We start from the raw sequence: 21,486 nt of genomic DNA, 5'->3' as shown, positions 1-21,486 counted from the left end.
CCAAGGTAGAAATACAGTGTGCACAGCTTAATCAATGCCGAGCTTTTTTAAGCGGTAGCGCAGTGAGCGGAAACTTAAGCCTAAACGCTGCGCTGCCGCGGTTCGATTCCAGCGCGTTTCTTCAAGAGCCTGAGTGATCAACTTGCGCTCAATGTCTTCAAGGTGTCCTTCTAAATTATCAACATGCTCTAACGAATGCTCGGGTTGGGGAGGTGCGGACTGACTGTGCTGGCTAGCAACCTGTGTTTTGAGCAGTGCTGCATGCTGAAATTGTAGATCGTGAGCGTGAATATATTCACCATCAGCCAAGGTATAAGCACGCTCTAGCATGTTTTCCAGTTCGCGCACATTGCCAGAAAAGCTGTAGCTTTGCAGTTTGAGCAGCGCATCAGGATGCAAGTGAACCGCAGTAGAGTCAGCGCTTAAACGCTTGAGAATGGATTCGCTGAGCAGTTCGATGTCTTCAGGGCGCTCACGCAGTGGCGGGACCGCTAGTTCAATCACATTTAGGCGGTAATAGAGGTCTTGGCGAAAGCGTTCGTGGGCAACCTCATGGTTAAGGTTTTTATGTGTCGCGCTTAAAATGCGTACATCAACCAGGTGTTCTTGTTGGCTGCCGACGGGTCGAATGGCTTTTTCTTGCAGAGCACGTAACAATTTTACTTGCATGGATAACGGCAGATCAGCCACTTCATCTAAAAATAAGGTGCCGCCATGGGCTGCTTGAAATAGGCCGGGCTTGTCCTCGTTAGCACCGCTAAAGCTGCCTTTTTTATGCCCAAAAAACTCACTTTCCATCAGTTCAGTGGGAATGGCGCCACAGTTAACTGGAATAAAGGGTTGTTTGGCGCGTGAGCCTTGTAAGTGGATTTGCCGTGCGACTAACTCTTTACCGCTGCCGGACTCGCCACTGATGTACACTGGAGCTTGACTGCGGGCCAGCTTATCAATTTTATTGCGTAATTTTTGCATGGGGACTGAGTGGCCGAGCAAGGGGCCTTCAGTAATCTGGACCGCGGTATCAGCTTCGCCTAGGCGCAGTGCGCTACTGACCAGTTCGCGCAGACGTTCTAAATCAACAGGCTTAGTAATAAAGTCAAAGGCGCCGGCCTTAAGAGCTTGTGTGGCCGTTTCTATGCAGCCATAGGCGGTAATCATAGCAATCGGGGTATGGCTATGGTTTTTTTGTACAAACTCAATGATATCTAAGCCCGTGCCGTCAGGCAGGCGCATATCAGTTAAACATAAGTCAAAATGTTCGCGAGCCAGCCACTGATAGGCCTCTTTGACATTGCAAGCACTGCGTGTGCGCAGATTCATACGACCGAGGGTGATCTCTAACAGTTCACGGATATCCGGCTCGTCATCAATGATCAGGGCTGTTTGTTGGCTCATCGTTATGCGCTCAATTTATGCGAGTGGGCAAAGGTTATTCTAAAGCAGCTGCCGCCGTTTTCACGGGGGGCAAAGTCTAAATGGGCTTGGTTACTTTCACAGAGTTCGCGGGAAATATACAAGCCCAGTCCGGTACCCTTGTTTTCAGTAGTAAAAAAAGGCTCAAAAAGATTGTGTTGATCTTCAAGGGCGACGCCAGGGCCGTCGTCATGGACTTCTAGTGTGGGTAAATCTGTTGTGGGGTGGCGGTAAAGGTGCAGCCAAACCTGGCTTTGTGCGTTGAGTTTGCTGCTGTAGCGCATGCCGTTTTCGACTAAGTTCATCAGCACTTGATCAAGTTGGTGTGGATCCATATGGGTTTGTAAACTACGGCCTTTAGTGGTGAGGTGCAGTATCCTATTGGGTGTGGTTTTATCTCTAAATTCGCTAACAAAGCGATGCAGCCAATATTTCAAGTCAAGCAGCTGCGGTTCCGCTTGGCGTTGTCTTGACAGTTGTAGAACATTTTCAATTACGGTATTCATGCGCCGTGATTGGTCTTGAATAATTTGTGTTAAGCGCAGGTCGGCGCTATCGAGATGACTTGATTCGTGCAGCAATTGCGCAGCATGGCTGATTGCGCCTAAGGGGTTGCGTATTTCGTGAGCAATTCCAGCCGTTAGGCGACCTAGAGCGACCAGTTTGAGTTGCTGCGCTTGCTGGTTGAGTTGTGAGCTGTCTTCTAAAAAAACCAGTATTTGCCCATTCTGATTGTTTTCCAGTTTGGCGAAGTTCGCTTGCAGTTGCGTGCCGCTGGTCATCGATTGAATGGGGTTGCTGCGCAAAGATGGGTTGCTCTGCCATTGCGCTAAGCTTTTTATTAAAGCGGGAAAGTGTGGCTTGAGGGGGCGTCCTAGCAGCTTCTCACAACCAATCATGCTTAAGGCTGCTTGATTGGCCTGTAATACGCGATGCTTAGCATCCAGCACTAAAATACCGGTGCGCATACGCTGAATAATCAGCGCATTGAGCTCTTCTAAATTGGCGACAACATTAGCGCGTTGTTTTGCTAAATATTCACTGGCACGCAAGCGACGACTGATGTCTTGAACAAAAAGTGCGGCGGCAAAACATAGCGTGCCGAGGATGCCCGCCTGCATATATTGGTTGCTGGCTGCTGGGTTAGACAGGCTTAAGTAAAATGTCAGATAAATAATGCCGGTGGCGGCCATTGCTGCAATTAGCAGGCCGATACGTCCACGTAATAAAATATTGGCGACGGCAACAGCAACAATAATCAGATTGCCAATGCCGCTGGGTGTTCCACCCGCTGCGTAGAATAATAAACTCAGTTGTGCCACATCAAATAACGCTAGGGTAAATACAGGCAGCAAACGCTCAGTGTTATGCATGCTGGCGGTAGCGATTATATTGACAATAAGGTAAGTCCAGCTGCTGTAATGAAACAGTTGACTATGGGTTATTTCAAGCAAATGCCCATCTAAATCACTGGCAATTAGTAGCACTAAAGCAAAGCCAATCAATAAGCGGTACAGATGGTACAGACGCAAGATGCGCTGCCCTTGCTGACCTGATACAGCGAGGTTGCTGTTAGTCACGGGCTTTGGGCCCTTGTTGCAGGTGTGCTGTGCTGCAATACCAGAGCTGTTTGTCTTGGATGGCGCGGTTTTCTGGTAAATGCACGTGACAATGCGCGCAACGTACCATACTTAATACCGGCGAGTTTTTTTTGCTGCTGCCGATACTGCTGTTTAAGCGGCGCCACAGCCATATGCCTAGACCAATAATAATGCCCAGTATAATTAAACGAGGTAAGCCCATCGCGCTGCTCCTTGGTCACATAGACAGTGGATTAAAGGCGCTAAGTGTACCTGTTTTTTGCATGGAGCGTGCCATCCTTGGCGGGCTCTTGCGCGATTTATAGGCTCTGCTGCTTAGCACTGAACTGTTGACCTAGGGCACGCATGTCTGAGCCGCTCGGCGCTTGGTAGACGCGCAAGTTAAATTCAGGTGCAATAGCCAATAGGTGGTCAAAAATATCTGACTGAATACCCTCGTACTCTGTCCAAATAACGGTATTGGTAAAGCAGTAAATCTCTATTGGCAAACCTTCTGAAGTAGGGCTGAGCTGGCGTACCATTAAAGTCATGCCATGCTGGTGGATACCAGGGTGGTTGCGAATATAAAAATCAATGTAAGCTCTGAATGTGCCAATATTAGTGAGCCTGCGCGAGTCTAAAGAATCCCCGCTGCGTGATTTTACATGCGCTTCATTCCACTTGTTCAGCTCATTAATTTTGTTATCAAAATAGCCGTCTAGCAGGTTAAAACGCTTCAAGTGTTCAAGTTCTTCTTTGCTTAAGAAGTGAATGCTGTGTTGGTCAATAAATAGGCTGCGTTTGATCCGGCGGCCACCGCTTTCTTGCATGCCACGCCAGTTTTTAAATGAGTCACTGATGAAGCGTTTGGTGGGGATGGTGGTGATGGTCTTATCAAAATTCTGGATTTTTACCGTGTGCAGAGCAATATCAATCACATCACCATCGGCATTGAGTTGTGGCATTTCAACCCAGTCGCCTACACGAATCAAGTCGCCAGAGGATATTTGTACGCTTGCCACCAAAGACAGCAGAGTGTCTTGGAAAATCAACATTAACACTGCCGCCATCGCACCCAGACCGGATAGCAGGATCAGCGGTGATCGATCAATGAGGGTGGCGACAATTAGAATGCTGGCAATCGCATAGATAACGATTTTAATAACTTGAATATAACCCTTGATCGGCTTCAGATAAGCGTTTCTGCGGCGCATGTACAGCAGGTTAACGACTTCTAATATGGCACCTAAGGCTAGAGCAATGGTGAGAATTATAAAACCGCCAGTAACATTTTTAACCACAGCCACGGCCGCATCAGGTAAGCCGGGTATGATGCCTACACTGGAAGAGATAATTAAGGCAGGCACGATATGTGATAAACGCTTAACAACACCAAAGTCTTGTGTCTGCGCGCCGCCTATACGGCCCAATACAGTGTAAAAGCCACGCACTAAAACATGTTTAACCAGCCAGTTGGCAAGTCCTGCGATTAATATTAAAACCAGTACGGCAACCAGTGTTTCTAGCTGTGGGTATTGGTTGAAAACTGCGAGCCAAGACAACACTTCTTCTTGCATGCCTTCCTGTATAGATAACGTTTCTTTTTGCATGGTGCCTCCTTTAAAAACGAATACTTAGCACTGTTAGGTAAAGAGGGCCAAGTTGAGTTGCTGTCTTACTAATTGTTTTGTTTTGCGGTTATATCTTCTATACGCAAGGTTAAGTAACCATCGGCTAAGCGCGCGTGCAGCGTTTGCCCAAGCTGCACTGCGTTGATGCTTGAGATGACCTGCTGTTCATCTGTAGAGCTGAGAATGCTATAACCCCGCTCCAGTGTCGCCAAGGGGCTGACCGCCTGTAAGGTTTGTAGCAAGCTGTGCAGACTCTGCTTTGCCTGATTTAAGTTGTACTTTGAGGCGCGAGCCAAGCGTTGCCGTAAAGTGTTTAGTTGCAGTTGATATGCTGAAATTGATTCCTGCGAGTGTTGCACGGCAAGTCGCGCATGCAGATGCTTAACGCTTTGCTTGCGCCGTTGCAGGCAAGCCTGCATGGCCCTTGTTAAACGCAGGCTTAAATCATCGAGGCGCTGACTGTGTTGCTGCAGGCGTTCCCGTGGATGACGTAAACGCTGACGCAAGTGTTGCAGTTGGATACGCTTGCGGGTGAGCGCTTCGTTGGTGCGCAAGCCCAGTTGGCGTTCACTGTTGCGCAGTTGCTGAAGTAACTCAGAGCGGTCCGGCGCTAGCAGCTCAGCAGCAGCGGAGGGGGTGGGTGCACGTACATCAGCAACAAAATCACTGATAGAGATATCTATTTCGTGTCCAATCGCACTCACAATGGGCGTTTGGCAGTTAGCAATGGCACGGGCTACTGCTTGCTCGTTGAAGCACCAAAGGTCTTCCAGAGAGCCACCGCCACGCGCCAAAATCAGCGCATCGTATTGAGCGCGATCTGCTAGGGCTAGCGCTTGAACAATCTGAGTGGTAGCGGCATGGCCTTGTACTGCAGTTGGAATCAGGGTGAGCTGCACATGCGGTGCGCGTCGTGCAAAGACACTGACAATATCATGCAGTACTGCGCCAGAAGGCGAGGTAATCACTCCAATCCGCTGCGGGTATTGTGGTAAAGCACGCTTACGCTCTTGGGCAAATAAGCCTTCGGCTTGCAGCGCATTTTTTAGCGCTTCAAACGCTAAGCGTAAAGCACCGTCACCGGCAGCTTCGACGCTATCGAGAATCATCTGGTAGTCGCCGCGGCCCTCATATAAGGAGACGCGACCACGCACGCGTACCAGCAAGCCATCACGCAGCAGGTCGCGCACGCGGCTGGCTTGTTGTCTAAAGATAGCGCAGCGTACTTGGGCATTGCGGTCTTTTAAAGTGAAATACACATGCCCTGATACAGGTCTGGCAATATTAGACAATTCGCCCTCAACCCAGACGTGCGGGAAAACATCTTCGAGAAGGGTGCGCGCACGTTGATTGAGTTGGCTAACGCTGAGGATTTCTCGGTCAAGCCCTAGGCGCTGGAAAGGATCAGTAAGCATGTGCTCATAATAGAGTAAGGCAAAATGATAAGCGAGGCTTGTCGTTATAATTGCACACTGAATGCTGGCTTTATTTACCGAATGGCTTGGCTATTTGTTCCTAATATGGTATAAAACGCGCCGCTTTGCTTGATTTGTTCTGGTGAAGTTTAAAATCCACACACATATCGACACGAATTTCTGGGTGCCTTCGGGTTGAAGTTCGGGATATGTGGAGGCCCAACCCGTATTACTATTTAGGAATAATCATGACTGAACAAGTCACTATGCGCGAAATGTTAAAAGCTGGTGTGCACTTCGGACACCAAACTCGCTACTGGAATCCAAAAATGGGTAAGTACATTTTTGGCGCGCGCAATAAGATTCACATTGTGAACTTAGAGAAAACCTTACCTATGTTCAATGACGCAATGTCGTTCATTGAGAAATTAGCAACAGGTAAAAACAAGATTTTATTTGTTGGTACTAAGCGTTCAGCCAGCAAAATTATTAAAGAGCAAGCAGTACGCTGCAACATGCCTTATGTTGATCACCGCTGGTTAGGTGGTATGTTGACCAACTACAAAACCATCCGTGATTCGATCAAGCGTTTGCGTGATTTAGAAACACAAGCAGAAGATGGCACCTTTGAAAAGCTCACTAAAAAAGAAGCTTTAATGCGTACGCGTGATCTAGAAAAACTAGAGCGCAGCATCGGTGGTATTAAAAACATGGGCGGTTTGCCTGATGCAATGTTTGTGGTTGACGTTGATCACGAGCGCATTGCTATTAGCGAAGCGAACAAGCTAGGTATCCCGGTAATCGGTGTTGTTGATACCAATAGCAGCCCTGAAGGTGTTGATTACATTATTCCTGGTAATGACGATGCAATCCGTGCCATCCAGTTGTACCTAGGTACAGCTGCTGATTGCGTATTGCGCGCGCGCCAAGGCAGTGCAACAACTGCTGAAGAGTTTGTTGAAGTGGTTGAGGGCTAAGGCTCTCCTAGCACCACAAGCAACACGAAAGGGGGCTTAGCGCCCCCTTTTTGCCTAATTTACGATGCAGTTTATAACTGCTGTATAGATTGATTTAAGAGGATTGTGAAGATGACTCAGATCACTGCCGCTATGGTAAAAGAACTGCGTGAGCGTACTGGCCAAGGCATGATGGATTGCAAAAAAGCCTTAGAAGTGGCTGGCGGCGACATCGAAAAAGCCATTGATGACATGCGTGCTGCAGGTGCAATTAAAGCGGCTAAGAAAGCCGGAAACATTGCAGCTGAAGGTTCTATCGCCGTTAAAGTAGCTGATGACAACAAAAGCGCAGTAATCATTGAAGTGAACTCACAAACAGACTTTTTGGCTCTGCAAGAAGACTTTAAAGGTTTTGTGGCGAACAGTTTGGAAGCAGCGTTTGCTGATAAGAGCTTAGATGTTGCTGCCCTAGTTGCAGCACAAGAACCAGCGCGTGAAGCTTTGGTTGCTAAGTGCGGTGAGAACGTTAATATTCGCCGTCTAACGCGTGTTGAAGGTGATGTGGTTGGCGCTTATCTGCACGGACACCGTATTGGTGTTGTCGTTGCATTGACCGGTGGTGATGCTGAACTGGCTAAAGATGTTGCGATGCACGTTGCTGCCAGCAACCCTCAGTTCCTCGATCCAACACAGGTTTCTGATGAAGCTATTGCTAAAGAAAAAGAAATCTTTATGGCGCTGAACGAAGAAAAGATCAAAGGTAAGCCAGACAACATCGTTGAAAATATGGTTGCTGGCCGTATCAAGAAGTTCTTGGCGGAATCGAGCTTAGTTGAGCAGCCTTTCATTAAAAACCCAGAAATCACTGTTGGTCAGCTGGTAAAACAAGCGGGCGCAACTGTTGAGTCTTTTGTGCGTTTTGAAGTGGGTGAAGGTATTGATCGTGGCGAAGTTGACTTCGCTGCAGAAGTTGCTGCCCAGTTAGCTGCTTCAAAAAAATAAGCAATAGCTTAGATAAAAAGGCTGCCCGCAATCGCGCGCAGCCTTTTTTTTAAAAAAAGACACTGTCCTTTGCGCGACTGTCTTGTAATATGTGCGCAAATTAACAGCACTGCGTGCGTTAACTGTGGGCAGATTGCGCCACAGCTGTAAAATCACATCCACAGGAGATAAAGATCATGGCCCAACAGGTCGGTGGACGCCAACCGCGCTATAAACGAATTTTACTAAAACTCAGTGGTGAGGCCTTAATGGGCGCTGAGGATTTTGGTATTGATCCTAAAGTGCTGGACCGCATGGCTTTAGAGATTGGTCAGTTGATTGGTATTGGTGTGCAAGTTGGTTTAGTGATCGGTGGCGGTAACTTATTCCGTGGTGCTGCATTGTCTGCATCCGGTATGGACCGTGTGACTGGCGACCATATGGGTATGTTAGCGACAGTAATGAACTCTTTAGCGATGCGTGATGCTTTGGAGCGCTCAAATATCCCTGCTTTAGTGATGTCGGCCATTTCTATGGTTGGGGTGACTGATCATTATGACCGCCGCAAAGCAATGGGGCATTTAAAACAAGGGAAAGTCGTTATTTTTTCTGCGGGTACCGGTAACCCGTTCTTTACCACAGACTCGGCAGGTTGCTTGCGTGGAATTGAAATCAATGCTGATGTAGTTCTTAAGGCAACTAAAGTCGATGGCGTATATACTGCCGATCCCCTTAAAGATCCGAACGCAGAAAAGTTTGATCACTTAACGTATGACGAAGTGTTGGATCGTAAGCTCGAAGTAATGGACTTAACAGCCATTTTCTTGTGCCGTGATCATAATATGCCGTTACGGGTTTTTAATATGAATAAGCCAGGCGCACTGCTCAATGTTGTTTTAGGCGGCGCGGAAGGCACCCTGATCGAGGAAAGTAAGCAATGATCAATGAGATCAAAAAAGATGCACAGGCGCGTATGCACAAGTCGATTGAGTCGCTACAGACTGCTTTTGCAAAAATTCGCACAGGTCGTGCTCATCCAGGTATTTTAGATTCAGTGATGGTGCCTTATTACGGCAGCGACACCCCCTTGAATCAAGTGGCTAACGTGACAGTTGAGGATTCACGTACCTTGGCGCTCACGGTATTTGATAAAAGCATGACGCAAGCGGTTGAGAAAGCCATATTAGTCTCTGATTTAGGATTGAATCCAGCGACCTCAGGTACCACCATTCGTGTGCCTATGCCTGCTTTAACTGAAGAAACACGTAAAAACTACACTCGACAAGCGCGTCAAGAGAGTGAGAACGCACGTGTTGCAGTACGTAATATTCGTCGTGATGCTTTAGCGCAACTGAAGGACTTGGTTAAAGAAAAAGAAATCAGCGAGGACGAAGAACGCCGTGCGGCAGATGAAATCCAAAAGCTTACTGATACTGCGGTGGATAGTGTTGATAAGCTGTTAGCAGCGAAAGAAACTGATTTGATGGCGGTGTGATACAGAGGCTGCTGTGATGAGCAAAACAACGCAGGCGCTGCAGGATATTGTCCCGCGCCATGTTGCGATTATTATGGATGGAAATAATCGCTGGGCTAAAAAGCGTTTTTTACCTGGTGTTGCTGGGCATAAAGCTGGCGTTGATGCTGTTCGAGCGGTAATCGAAGTCTGTGCTGAGGCGGGCGTTGAGGTGCTGACCTTGTTTGCCTTCTCGAGTGAGAATTGGCAGCGCCCAGAGGCTGAAGTTGGCGCTTTGATGGAGTTGTTTTTAGTGGCTTTACGTCGCGAATCAAAAAAACTCGATCAAAATGGCATTCGTTTGCGCATAATCGGTGATCGCTCACGCTTTCATTCTGAGTTGCAATTGGCTATTGAAGAGGCCGAGCAGCGCACTGCACATCACTCCAAGTTTCTCTTACAAGTGGCCGCCAACTATGGTGGACAGTGGGATATTGTTCAAGCTGCTCAGCAGTTAGCACGCTCAGTGCAGCGTGGTGAGCTCGAGCCGGAAGATATCAGTACTGAACGTCTACAGAGTTGTTTAAGTACGGCGCCACAGCCACAGCCTGATTTGTGTATCCGTACAGGTGGTGAGCGCCGTATCAGCAATTTTTTATTGTGGCAGTTAGCCTACAGTGAGCTGTACTTCTCAAATCTATATTGGCCTGACTTTAAGCATCAAGCGATGCGTGACGCATTGGCAGACTTTTCATCACGACAGCGTCGTTTTGGTAAAACCAGCGAACAAGTTGCTGTTGAAGGACGTACATCATGCTCAAACAACGAATAATAACCGCTTTATGGCTGGCGCCTTTGGCGTTAGTAGGTTTTTTCGCTTTGCAAGGTTTTGCTTTTTTAGCGTTTATTAGTGTGATCGTCGGGCTTGCCGGTTGGGAATGGGCACATCTAGCGGGTTATCACACGCAAGGGCAGCGTATTGCTTATGCTGTGCTTGTTGCTGTTACCTTAATGATGCTGAGTAAAATGAGTGCATTGATAATGCCGCTCCTTTATCTTGCTGCTGTGTGGTGGTTGCTTGCGCTTGTTATGGTGCTTAATTTCCCCAAGAGCATTGCTTTTTGGGGTGGCAACCTCGGTAAGCGCATCATGGGTTTAATTATCTTGCTGCCGGCAGGCTTGGGCTTGCTGCTGTTAAAAGCCTTGCCGCAAGGCAATATGCTGATTTTAAGTTTAATGTTGCTGGTTTGGGGTGCTGATATTGGCGCTTACTTCTTTGGCCGTGCGTTTGGTAAGCGTAAAATGGTGCCGCGCGTCAGCCCTGGTAAAAGCTGGGCGGGGTTGTTTGGTGGCTTACTGACCAGCTTGTGCATAACGTTAGGCTTGCTCATCTATTTACAAATTCCGTTGAGCCAGCTGCTGCCTCTATTGATGGGTGCTACGCTGGTGGTGTTATTTTCTGTGTTGGGCGATTTAACTGAAAGCATGTTTAAGCGGCAAGCTGGGATCAAGGACAGCAGTCAGTTGTTGCCGGGTCATGGTGGCGTCTTAGATCGAATTGATAGCCTCACTGCAGCTGCGCCAATTTTTGCTTTATTGTTGTTACTTAGCGGTTGGGTTCTGCCTTGAGCCGTATTGTGCATCAACTACAGCAGGTCACAGTGTTAGGTGCGACGGGTTCAATCGGTAGCAGTACCCTTGATGTGATCAGCCGGCACCCAGAGCGCTATCAAGTCTTTGCGTTAACCGCGCATGCACGCATCGGTGAGTTACAAACGTTGTGCTTGCGCTTCCGTCCACGTTTTGCGGTAGTGGCTGATGCAGCGCAAGCCCAGCGTTTGCAGAGCGATCTGCGTAATGCAGGCTTGGCAACTGAGGTGTTAGCGGGGCCGCAGGGCTTATGTGAAGTAGCCGCGCACCCTGATGTAGATGCGGTGATGGCAGCGATTGTCGGTGCCGCCGGTTTAGAGTCAGCAATGGCTGCGGTACAGGCTGGCAAGAAAATTCTTTTGGCCAATAAAGAAGCTCTAGTTATGTCTGGCGCATTGTTTATGCATGCGGTGCGCGAGCATGGCGCACAATTGCTGCCAATTGACAGTGAACATAATGCAATTTTCCAGTGTCTACCATGCAACTATGCAGACGGTTTAGCGCCGGTTGGCGTGCGGCGTATATTGTTAACTGCCTCGGGTGGGCCGTTTCGTAATAGCAGCTATGCTGAGTTAGAGCGCGTTACACCTGCGCAAGCGTGCGCCCATCCAAATTGGTCAATGGGGCAAAAAATCTCTGTTGATTCCGCCACCATGATGAATAAGGGTTTAGAGCTGATTGAAGCCTGCTGGCTGTTTGCCGCACGTCCTGAGCAAGTTGAAGTGGTGATTCATCCGCAAAGCGTGATTCATTCGCTGGTTGATTATGTGGATGGCTCAATGTTAGCGCAGTTGGGCAATCCCGATATGCGCACCCCGATTGCCCATGCCATGGCTTGGCCTGAGCGCATTAGCTCGGGTGTAGCACCGCTAGATTTATGTGCTTTAGCGCGTATGGATTTTGTTGCACCTGATTTAGAACGTTTTTCCTGTTTGCGTTTGGCTATTGAGGCGGCACAGGCGGGCGCGAGTGCACCGATTGTGCTCAATGCGGCTAATGAGATTGCAGTGCAAGCGTTCTTACACGGGCGCATTCGCTTTACCCAAATTCCACAATTGATTGAAGATGTATTGAATATGCAGCAGGCCAGCTCCGTGCAGAGTCTTGAGCAAGTGGTTGAAGTGGATCTGCGCGCGCGTCAATATGCTAATACGTGGTTAACTAAGCAATCAGGCAGTATAGGTATAGGTTTATGAGTGGTTTGTATATGTTGCTGGGCACCTTGATCACGCTTGGTGTTTTGGTAACCATCCATGAATACGGTCATTTTTGGGTGGCACGCCGCTGTGGGGTCAAGGTTTTACGCTTCTCCATTGGTTTTGGCACGCCTATAGTGCGCTGGCATGATCGGCATGGCACGGAGTTTGTGGTTGCTATGATCCCGCTGGGTGGCTATGTGAAAATGCTTGATGAGCGTGAAGCACCGGTGGATGAGGCGCAGCATAGTGAGTGTTTTAATCGAAAAACTGTTAGGCAGCGTATTGCGATTGTAGCTGCGGGCCCAGCGGCCAATTTTATTCTAGCCTTTGCGTTGTTTTGGTGTGTTGCCATGCTGGGCAGTCAGCAAGTTAGGCCGGTGATCGGTGAGGTGGTTGCTGATAGCTTAGTGCAGCGTGCTGGCTTGCACAGTGGTCAAGAAATTATTGCCGTGGATGGTCAAGCTGTCTCTGGCTGGGGTGATGTCAATTTAAAGCTAATCCAGCGCCTTGGTGATAGCGGTAGTTTGCGTATTGATGCCAAGTCAGCAGGTAATACAGTTGCCAGTAGCTACACGGTTACGCTGGATAAATGGCTGTATGGTGCAGATGCCCCCAACCCTATCAGTGAGCTGGGTATTGAGCCTTGGCGACCACGTGTTTCTGCTGTTGTTGCGCAGCTTGATCCTGAAGGGCCAGCGCAGTATGCAGGCCTACAACTCAATGACAAAATTGTTGCAATTGACGATCAGGCAGTCACTGATTGGCAGACAGTGGTCAATTATGTACAAGCGCGCCCCGATACAAAGATAGAATTGAGCATCGAACGTGCAGGGCAGTTGACTGAAGTGCAAGTTATGTTGAGCGCGCAGGCGACTGATACAGGCAGGCGTGGCTATTTAGGCATGGGTGTCAGCGGTGGTGAATGGCCGGCAGAGATGCTTCGAGAGGTGCGCTTTGGCCCGCTTGAGGCCGTGATTGAAGGTGCGCAGCGTACGTGGACAATGAGTGCTTTGACACTTGGCTCGCTAAAAAAGATGCTGTTTGGCGAACTCTCAGTAAAAAACTTGAGCGGACCGATAACCATTGCTAAAGTGGCGGGCGCTTCGGCTGAAAGTGGCCTAAGAAGCTTGTTGAGTTTTATGGCTTACTTAAGTATCAGTCTGGGCGTACTTAATTTATTACCAATTCCTGTGCTTGATGGTGGACATCTGTTATTTTACTTTGCAGAGTTGGTACGCGGTCGGCCGTTGTCGGAGCGTATTCAAGGCTATGGTATGCAGATTGGTATTGCCTTAGTCATTTGCGTTATGTTGCTTGCGGTAATTAATGATTTAGCGCGTTTGTAAAAATACTGATTCGCTGCGTGGCAGCGGGTTTTATATATATCGTCGAAATAGAAAGGTTTGCATGAAACGTCTGCTGTTACCTGCGGTGATATCCGCGCTAATAATATCTGAAGCTCACGCTGCACCCTTCACTGTCTCTGATATCCGTGTGAACGGTTTGCAGCGTGTATCCGCGGGCAGTGTCTTCGGTGCATTACCTTTGAACGTAGGCGAGACTGTCGATGAGAGACAGCTGGCGGAGGCGACCCGTTCTTTATTTAAGACTGGGTTTTTTGAAGATATCCAGCTCAGCCGTGATGGCGATGTGCTGATTATTACGCTGCTTGAACGACCTTCAATCTCTAGTTTGGAAATTAAAGGTAATAAAGCCATCAGTACCGATGACTTGCTTAAAGGCTTGAAACAGTCAGGTTTGGCTGAGGGTGAAATTTTCCAACAGGCGACACTCGACGGCGTACGTAATGAGTTGCAGCGCCAATACGTTGCTCAAGGCCGCTACTCAGCTAATATTGATGCCAAAGTGATTGCGCAGCCGCGTAACCGTGTCGCTCTGAAGATCGACGTTACTGAAGGTTCAGTTGCCTCCATTCAGCACATTAACGTGGTTGGCAATAAAGTCTTTAAAGATGATGACTTAATAGACCTGTTTGAGCTGAAAACTAAGAATTGGTTGTCTTTCTTTCGCAATGATGACAAATACGCCCGTGAGAAACTGTCTGGTGACTTAGAGCGATTGCGCTCGTATTACTTTGACCGTGGTTATATCAATATGGATATAACCTCAACTCAGGTTTCCATTACCCCAGATAAAAAGCACGTCTACGTCACAGTCAATATTGATGAAGGTGAGCAGTACACCATCCGCGACGTCAAACTGTCGGGTGATTTGAAAGTCCCTGAAGAAGAAATCCAAGCATTGCTGCTGTCGCGTGAAGGACAGGTTTTCTCACGCCAAGTGATGACCACGACTTCTGAATTGATTACACGACGCTTAGGTAATGATGGTTATACCTTTGCTAACGTCAATGGCGTGCCGCAGACTCATGATGAAGATAACACCGTATCGCTGACTTACGTGGTTGATCCAGGTAAGCGTGCCTATGTAAACCGTATTAACTTCCGTGGTAACACCAAAACCATGGATGAAGTGCTGCGTCGTGAAATGCGGCAAATGGAAGGTGGCTGGGCATCAACCTACCTTATTGATCAGTCAAAAACGCGTTTAGAGCGTCTAGGCTATTTTAAGGAAGTGAACGTTGAGACGCCGCAAGTACCAGGCACTGATGACCAAATTGATGTCAATTACAGTGTAGAAGAGCAGCCGTCAGGCTCGATTACAGCCAGTGTGGGTTTTGCCCAGAATGCCGGTTTGATTCTGGGTGGTTCGATCAGTCAGAGCAACTTCTTAGGTACCGGTAATCGCGTTAGCGTAGGCCTCACCCGTAGCGAATATCAAAGTAATTATAACTTTAGCTTTGTTGATCCGTACTGGACTGTTGATGGTGTGAGCTTAGGCTATAACGCTTTTTATCGTACAACTGACTACGACAAGCTTGATGTTGATGTGTCCAATTACGCGATCGATAGTTTTGGTGGTGGGATTAACGTTGGCTATCCGATCAGTGAAACTTCGCGCTTAAATTTTGGTTTAGGTGCTCAGCAAGATAAGCTTAAGACGGGTCGTTATACCGTTGAAGAAATTACTGACTTTACTGATAAAGAAGGTAAAACCTACACCAATTTTAAAGCCTCAGCGGGCTGGTCACAGTCAACTCTGAACCGCGGCATGATGGCCACGCGCGGTCATTCGCAAAGCCTAACTGCTGAAGTGACAGTGCCTGGCAGCGACTTGTCCTTTTACCGCTTAGATTACCGTGGCCAACTGTTCAAGCCAGTAAGCAAAAACTATACGCTACGCTTCCATACTGATATTGGTTATGCGGAAAGTTATGGCTCTACCTCAGAGTTGCCGTTTTATGAGCACTATTATGCTGGTGGTTTTAACTCAGTACGTGGCTTTAAAGACAGCAGTCTAGGTCCGCGTAGTACACCTAATAGCAGTGATTATGACCAAGATAACCTTCCTTTTGGTGGTAACGTCTTGATTCAGGGTGGTGTTGAACTCTTGTTCCCAATGCCTTTTGTTAAAGATCAACGCTCACTGCGGACTGTGTTGTTCTGGGACGTGGGTAATGTCTTTGATACCAGTTGCAGTTCAGAGCAAAAAGATCGCAATGAGTCCGGTTGTGGTATTGAGTACGATAACCTTGCCAGTTCCGTTGGTGTTGGCTTAACGTGGGTCACGGCGATGGGGCCATTAAGCTTTAGTTTGGGTGTTCCGATCAAAAAACCAGACAATGCGGATACTCAGGTGTTCCAGTTCTCGCTGGGTCAAACATTCTAATTTAGATTTTTACTTTATTAATAACAGTGGTTTTAGGAGTGCATCGTGCGTAAGTTGACTCAATTGGTTTTACTAACAACTGCTTTAATTAGCGGTCCTGTGTTTGCTGAAATGAAAATTGCTGTTTTGAATTATCAAATGGCGCTGTTGGAGTCCGATGCAGCGAAAAAATACGCAGTCGATGCGGAGAAGAAGTTTAGTCCGCAGCTGACTAAGCTGAAAAACCTAGAAACTGAAGCCAAGCGCATTGAAGATCGCTTGATCAAAGATGGCGAGCGTATGCAGCAAGCAGAGCTTGAGCGTTTAGAGCTTGAATATAAGCAAAAAGCCCGTGATTTCCAGATTCAATCTAAAGACCTAAACGAGTCTAAAGCCTTAGCTGATCGTGAAATGCTAGAGAAGCTAAAGCCAAAGCTTGATAAAGCGGTTGAAGAAGTACTGAAAAGCGGCAACTACGATATCGTTTTAGAGCGTGGTGCTGTGGTTGATGTTAAACCACAGTTTGATATCACGCTGCGCGTTATTGAGCGCATGAATCAGTTACGTTGATATGACACAGATACAGTTTACTCTAGCTCAGCTAGCCGAGACGCTCGGTGCTGAGCTGCGAGGTGATGCGCAAAAAGTTATCTATGCTGTTGCAACCTTACAAGATGCAACATCTGATCAATTAAGCTTTCTTGCCAATGCGCAGTACCGCAAACACTTAGATGACAGCCAAGCCGGTGCCGTGTTGCTGTCAGCCAGCGATGCTGCTGGCTACTCAGGCAACTGTTTAGTGGTGGCTGATCCCTATCTGGCCTACGCCAAACTATCACACTTCTTTGACCGAACACCTCGATATGCGCCGGGCATTCATCCCAGTGCGGTGATAGCTGAGAGCGCTTTGATTGACTCGACAGCCAGCATTGGCCCAGGCGTAGTAATCGAGGAGCATGCGGTGATAGCTGCTGGTGTGATTATTGGTGCACAGTGTTTTATTGGTGCACGCAGCTCCATTGCTGAAGGAGGTCGTTTACTTGCGCGGGTGACTTTATACCATGATGTCACTATTGGTCAGCGTGTGGTTATTCAGTCCGGTGCAGTGATTGGTGGCGAAGGTTTCGGTTTTGCTAACCAGCAAGGGGTTTGGCATAAAATTGCGCAAGTGGGTGGCGTGACGATTGGCGATGACGTTGAAATTGGTGCTAACACCACTATTGATCGCGGTGCACTGTCGGATACGCTTATTGGCAATGGGGTTAAATTAGATAACCAAATCCAAATTGCTCACAATGTGCAGATAGGCGAGAATACGGCGGTTGCCGCCTGCGTGGGTATTTCTGGCAGCGCTAAAATTGGCCGTAACTGCATGTTGGCTGGTGGTGTAGGGCTGGTTGGGCACATTGAAATATGTGACGGGGTGTTTATCACAGGAATGACCATGGTGACGCACTCCATTACTGAACCAGGCGCTTATTCATCGGGTACTGCAATGCAGCCTGCGTCTGACTGGAAGAAAAACGCTGTTCGCTTTCGGCAGCTGGATGACTTAGTTAAACGCGTTCGTACACTGGAAAAATATACTCAGAAGTGACCTCTGATCTGGATATATCATCTGATTCTTTATCGACCTTTCTAGCTAATCAGCTTTCATTTAGCGCATTAAGTGCCGTTCAGTTGAAGGTGGTAGGTTTGTGTATAGGTATTCACAGCCTCACTTATTTGATTAAGGCTTTTATATATGATGGACATCAACGAAATTCGAACACTGCTTCCGCACCGCTATCCTTTTTTGTTAGTGGACCGTGTTGCAGCGATTGATTTAGAGCAAAAAACAATCCATGCCTACAAAAATGTAAGCATTAACGAGCCTTTCTTCAACGGTCATTTTCCGCAACATCCGATTATGCCAGGTGTTTTGATTATTGAGGCTATGGCGCAAGCGGCTGGTGTGCTGGGCTTCAAGATAATGAACGCTTCGCCTGATGATGGCACTCTGTATTACTTTGTGGGTTCTGATAAGTTGCGTTTTCGCCAGCCTGTTGTGCCAGGCGATCGTCTTGACTTAAAAGCGAGCTTTATCAGCTCTAAGCGTGGTATTTGGAAGTTTAATTGCCAAGCCAGCGTGGGTGATGTAATAGTGTGTTCAGCTGAAATTATTTGTGCGGAACGCAAACTATGAGTTTAATTGATCCTCGAGCCATTATTGATCCGTCAGCTCGGCTGGCGGACGATGTGACTGTCGGTCCTTGGACGACTATTGGTCCAGGGGTTGAAATTGGCGCGGGATCAATTATTGCATCGCATGTTGTGATTAAAGGTCCGACGCGTATTGGCTGTCATAACCACATTTATCAATTTTCATCAGTGGGTGAAGATACACCTGATCTAAAATATCAAGGCGAAGCAACGCGTTTGGTGATCGGTGATCATAATGTTATTCGCGAAGGTGTGACGATTCATCGTGGTACTGTTCAAGACCGTTCTGAAACGACAATAGGCGATCATAACTTGATTATGGCCTACGCTCATATCGGTCATGACAGTGTCATTGGTAATCATTGTATTTTGGTGAATAACACCGCCCTAGCGGGGCATGTACACATGGGTGACTGGGCTATTTTGTCTGGCTACACCTTGGTGCATCAGTACTGTCATATTGGTGCGCACAGCTTTACTGCGATGGGCACCGCGGTGGGTAAAGATATTCCTGCGTTTATTACCGCTGCTGGTAATCCTGCTGAAGCACGCAGTATGAATTTTGAGGGCATGCGCCGCCGTGGCTTTTCAGACGAGGCGATACAGGCGCTGCGTCGTGCTTATAAAACTGTCTACCGCAAAGGTTTAACCGTTGAAGAGGCCTTGCAAGCCTTGACTGACAGTGAAGCGCAACATCCCGAAGTGGCCTTATTTTGTAACTCTATCCGTCAGTCCTCGCGGGGCATTACTCGCTAATGACTGAGCAAGCGCAGCAGCGGCCTTTAAAAGTAGCCCTTGTGGCCGGCGAAGCGTCGGGAGATATTTTAGGTGCTGGCTTGATGCAGGCGCTGCGCGATCACCACCCAGACATTGAGTTTATTGGTGTTGGCGGTCCATTGATGCAAGCGCAAGGATTAATCTCGTACTTTCCTATGGAACGCTTAGCGATTATGGGTTTGGTTGAGGTGCTGGGTCGTTTACCAGAACTGTTGGCTCGTCGTAAGCGCCTCATCGGTACCTTAAAAGCACAGCAACCGGATGTGTTTATTGGTATTGATGCGCCGGATTTTAACTTAACTATCGAATTGCAGTTGCGTAAAGCGGGAATTAAAACCGTGCACTATGTCAGCCCATCAGTGTGGGCGTGGCGACAAAAGCGTGTGTTTAAAATCCGTGAAGGCTGTGATCTGATGCTGACTTTGCTGCCTTTTGAGGCGCAATTTTATCAGAAGCATCAGGTGCCAGTGCTGTTTGTCGGTCACCCGTTGGCCGATAGTATTGCTATGCAGACTGATCTGCAGTCCGCGCGCGAGCAGCTGAGCTTACCTGCAGATGCACAAGTCGTGGCCTTACTGCCCGGTAGCCGTGGTGGTGAAGTGGCTAAATTGGGTGCTTTGTTTGTTGATACGGCACGCTACTTGTTGGCTGAAAAACCGCACTTACGCTTTATTATTCCCGCTGCCAACCAAGCGCGACATGCACAGTTGGCCGCGATTTTAGCGGATATGCCTCATTTACCGATCACTATTTTAGATGGTCAGTCGCAAACTGCATTGCAAGCCTGTGATGCGGTATTAATTGCTTCAGGCACTGCTACCCTTGAGGCGATGCTGTTTAAAAAGCCGATGGTGGTGGCCTATAAGTTGGCGCCGGCGAGCTATTGGCTACTGAAAAAAATGGTCAAAAGCCCTTATGTCTCTTTGCCTAACTTATTGGCAGCTGAGATGCTGGTGCCTGAGTTTATTCAGGATGCAGCGACACCTGAGGCATTAGCTGAGGCGGTGTTAGAACAGCTACGTGATGGCTCGCAACAAACGCAACGCTTTGCTGAACTGCATGAGTCCTTGCGTTGTGATGCCTCAGAGCGTGCGGCACAGGGTGTTTTGAAGTTATTGGGTCGACTCTAAATGCAACTTGAATTACTCCAGCAAGCCTATGCTGGCAAACACATTGCAGGCGTCGATGAAGTCGGGCGCGGCCCTTTATGTGGGCCTGTGGTTACCGCAGCAGTCATTTTAGATCCGCAACGACCAATTGTTGGGCTTAATGATTCAAAAAAGCTTACCGAAAAAAGGCGTGAAGCACTTTTTCTTGAAATTCAAGAAAAAGCTTTAGCATGGTGCATTGGCCGTGCTGAAGTGGAAGAGATTGACCGTTTAAATATCTTGCAGGCCACCATGCTGGCCATGCAGCGTGCGGTTGAGGGTTTATCGATTCATCCTGACTTAGCATTGATTGACGGTAACCGCTGCCCACAGCTCAGCATGCCCAGTGAGGCGGTGGTGCAGGGTGATGGTACAGTTGCTGAAATTTCTGCGGCATCCATTTTGGCCAAAGTCAGCCGTGACCGTGAGATGGCGCTATTGGACGCGCAATACCCAGGTTATGGTATTGCTAGACATAAGGGCTATCCCACCCCCGCGCATCTCCAAGCACTGCAAGAGTTAGGGCCTACACCGATCTATCGGCGCTCGTTTGCTCCGGTGCGGCGGTTTTTTGAAGACAATTGATTAGTTTCTTATAAAGCTAAGAATCAAAAGCATCAAGCATCAAGCATCAAGCATCAAGCAGCATGTGCGCATGCCGTACCGTGCAAGTGTCGTTTTTTCCTCAACGGGTCTTCCTGACCCGATTCGGGCGCGCACCATCCATGGCGCGCTTGCCACAACACCCACACACTGCTATTGATCATTGATATTGTTTTCGATTCTGTAGCATGACTCTTTTGAAGCAAGAGCATTGAGCATGATCTGTGCATGTTGCAGCGTGCAAGTGTTGTTCTTCCCTTAACACGCCCTCCTGGCGTGATGCGGGCGCTACGCCATCCCTGGCTCCGCTCGCCACAACACCCGCACACTGCTATCGATCATCGGTATAGTTTTCAAGTGTGAAGCATGGCTCTTTTAAGGCAGTGTGTTGTGCTGATAGGCAGTGTGTCTGGTCATTTTTAGTATTGTGAATGGTGAAAGTAAAACAACAATTCACACAGTTAACTTAAAAATTTCCAGAAACAGATGAGCCTTATATCAATCGCGCTAACTACACCGCTGATCAACGAGTGCTTCGGGGTTGGTGTGACAAGCGAGCCATGGATGGTGAGCGCCGGAGTTGAACCCAGGATGGGTTCATCGACGGAAAAACACCTGCCCCGAAGTACGCTATGCCACACAATGACCAGCACACCTCAAATAAAAACTTTAAAGGACAATTTGCGCATGTTGCAGCGTGCAAGTGTTGTTCTTCCCTTAACACGCCCTCCTGGCGTGATGCGGGCGCT

Annotated in this window: 19 protein-coding genes and 1 pseudogene; 15 read left to right on the top strand and 5 right to left on the bottom strand. The window is 48.1% G+C overall.

Going from position 1 to position 21,486, the window contains the following annotated elements:
• Positions 1-27 precede the first annotated feature (27 nt).
• From FXF61_RS09180 to xseA, 5 genes are all read right to left on the bottom strand, one after another.
• The gene (locus FXF61_RS09180) at positions 28-1,395 is read right to left on the bottom strand and encodes a sigma-54 dependent transcriptional regulator (protein ID WP_151184977.1); all 1,368 of its coding nucleotides are present in this window, start codon (positions 1,393-1,395) and stop codon (positions 28-30) included.
• A gap of 2 nt (positions 1,396-1,397) precedes the next feature.
• Entirely contained in the window at positions 1,398-2,993 is a 1,596-nt protein-coding gene (locus FXF61_RS09175; RefSeq protein ID WP_151184976.1) for a PAS domain-containing sensor histidine kinase, read from the bottom strand.
• The gene (locus FXF61_RS09170) at positions 2,986-3,216 is read right to left on the bottom strand and encodes a PP0621 family protein (RefSeq protein WP_151184975.1); all 231 of its coding nucleotides are present in this window, start codon (positions 3,214-3,216) and stop codon (positions 2,986-2,988) included. Before FXF61_RS09170 ends, FXF61_RS09175 begins: the two co-directional genes overlap by 8 nt.
• 97 nt (positions 3,217-3,313) lie before the next feature.
• On the bottom strand, positions 3,314-4,570 hold the full coding sequence (locus FXF61_RS09165) for a mechanosensitive ion channel family protein (protein WP_151186058.1): 1,257 nt from the start codon (positions 4,568-4,570) through the stop codon (positions 3,314-3,316).
• 101 nt (positions 4,571-4,671) lie between these two features.
• Entirely contained in the window at positions 4,672-6,039 is a 1,368-nt protein-coding gene (gene xseA / locus FXF61_RS09160; RefSeq protein WP_151184974.1) for an exodeoxyribonuclease VII large subunit, read from the bottom strand.
• 248 nt (positions 6,040-6,287) lie between these two features.
• Between xseA and rpsB the strand changes: the two genes are divergently transcribed.
• The 15 genes and pseudogenes from rpsB to rnhB all read left to right on the top strand — a co-directional run bounded on the left by rpsB (position 6,288) and on the right by rnhB (position 20,719).
• Positions 6,288-7,016: a 30S ribosomal protein S2 gene (gene rpsB / locus FXF61_RS09155; protein ID WP_151184973.1), complete on the top strand. Its 729-nt coding sequence runs from the start codon at positions 6,288-6,290 to the stop codon at positions 7,014-7,016.
• A 111-nt stretch (positions 7,017-7,127) separates the two neighbouring features.
• The gene (gene tsf, locus FXF61_RS09150; protein WP_151184972.1) at positions 7,128-7,997 is read left to right on the top strand and encodes a translation elongation factor Ts; all 870 of its coding nucleotides are present in this window, start codon (positions 7,128-7,130) and stop codon (positions 7,995-7,997) included.
• A 176-nt stretch (positions 7,998-8,173) separates the two neighbouring features.
• Positions 8,174-8,917 carry a UMP kinase gene (gene pyrH, locus FXF61_RS09145; RefSeq protein WP_151184971.1) on the top strand — a complete coding sequence of 248 codons (744 nt, stop codon included), beginning with the start codon at positions 8,174-8,176 and terminating at the stop codon, positions 8,915-8,917.
• Positions 8,914-9,471 (top strand): ribosome recycling factor, encoded by a 558-nt coding sequence (frr, locus tag FXF61_RS09140; RefSeq protein WP_151184970.1) that lies wholly within the window; start codon positions 8,914-8,916, stop codon positions 9,469-9,471. The genes pyrH and frr overlap by 4 nt, the downstream gene beginning before the upstream one ends.
• Positions 9,472-9,487: 16 nt before the next feature.
• Complete coding sequence (uppS, locus tag FXF61_RS09135; protein ID WP_151184969.1) at positions 9,488-10,261, top strand: polyprenyl diphosphate synthase; 774 nt, start codon at positions 9,488-9,490, stop codon at positions 10,259-10,261.
• Entirely contained in the window at positions 10,243-11,058 is an 816-nt protein-coding gene (locus FXF61_RS09130) for a phosphatidate cytidylyltransferase (protein WP_151184968.1), read from the top strand. Before uppS ends, FXF61_RS09130 begins: the two co-directional genes overlap by 19 nt.
• 8 nt (positions 11,059-11,066) lie before the next feature.
• Positions 11,067-12,275 carry a 1-deoxy-D-xylulose-5-phosphate reductoisomerase gene (ispC, locus tag FXF61_RS09125; protein ID WP_151186057.1) on the top strand — a complete coding sequence of 403 codons (1,209 nt, stop codon included), beginning with the start codon at positions 11,067-11,069 and terminating at the stop codon, positions 12,273-12,275.
• Entirely contained in the window at positions 12,272-13,624 is a 1,353-nt protein-coding gene (rseP, locus tag FXF61_RS09120) for an RIP metalloprotease RseP (RefSeq protein ID WP_151184967.1), read from the top strand. The genes ispC and rseP overlap by 4 nt, the downstream gene beginning before the upstream one ends.
• Before the next feature lie 61 nt (positions 13,625-13,685).
• Positions 13,686-16,028, top strand: a complete 2,343-nt coding sequence (gene bamA, locus FXF61_RS09115) for an outer membrane protein assembly factor BamA (RefSeq protein ID WP_151184966.1) — start codon at positions 13,686-13,688, stop codon at positions 16,026-16,028.
• 45 nt (positions 16,029-16,073) lie between these two features.
• On the top strand, positions 16,074-16,577 hold the full coding sequence (locus FXF61_RS09110) for an OmpH family outer membrane protein (RefSeq protein WP_151184965.1): 504 nt from the start codon (positions 16,074-16,076) through the stop codon (positions 16,575-16,577).
• A gap of 1 nt (position 16,578) precedes the next feature.
• Positions 16,579-17,633, top strand: a pseudogene (gene lpxD / locus FXF61_RS09105) (UDP-3-O-(3-hydroxymyristoyl)glucosamine N-acyltransferase); the annotation flags it as partial.
• A 118-nt stretch (positions 17,634-17,751) separates the two neighbouring features.
• Positions 17,752-18,192, top strand: a complete 441-nt coding sequence (gene fabZ / locus FXF61_RS09100) for a 3-hydroxyacyl-ACP dehydratase FabZ (RefSeq protein WP_151184963.1) — start codon at positions 17,752-17,754, stop codon at positions 18,190-18,192.
• Entirely contained in the window at positions 18,189-18,965 is a 777-nt protein-coding gene (gene lpxA, locus FXF61_RS09095; RefSeq protein WP_151184962.1) for an acyl-ACP--UDP-N-acetylglucosamine O-acyltransferase, read from the top strand. Before fabZ ends, lpxA begins: the two co-directional genes overlap by 4 nt.
• Positions 18,965-20,116: a lipid-A-disaccharide synthase gene (gene lpxB / locus FXF61_RS09090; RefSeq protein ID WP_151184961.1), complete on the top strand. Its 1,152-nt coding sequence runs from the start codon at positions 18,965-18,967 to the stop codon at positions 20,114-20,116. Before lpxA ends, lpxB begins: the two co-directional genes overlap by 1 nt.
• Positions 20,117-20,719 carry a ribonuclease HII gene (rnhB, locus tag FXF61_RS09085; protein ID WP_151184960.1) on the top strand — a complete coding sequence of 201 codons (603 nt, stop codon included), beginning with the start codon at positions 20,117-20,119 and terminating at the stop codon, positions 20,717-20,719.
• Positions 20,720-21,486 lie beyond the last annotated feature (767 nt).

Source organism: Pseudomonas sp. C27(2019), from assembly GCF_008807395.1.
In the GTDB taxonomy this organism is placed as follows: Bacteria; Pseudomonadota; Gammaproteobacteria; order Pseudomonadales; family Pseudomonadaceae; genus Denitrificimonas.
This window is presented reverse-complemented; position numbering and strand designations above follow the sequence as displayed.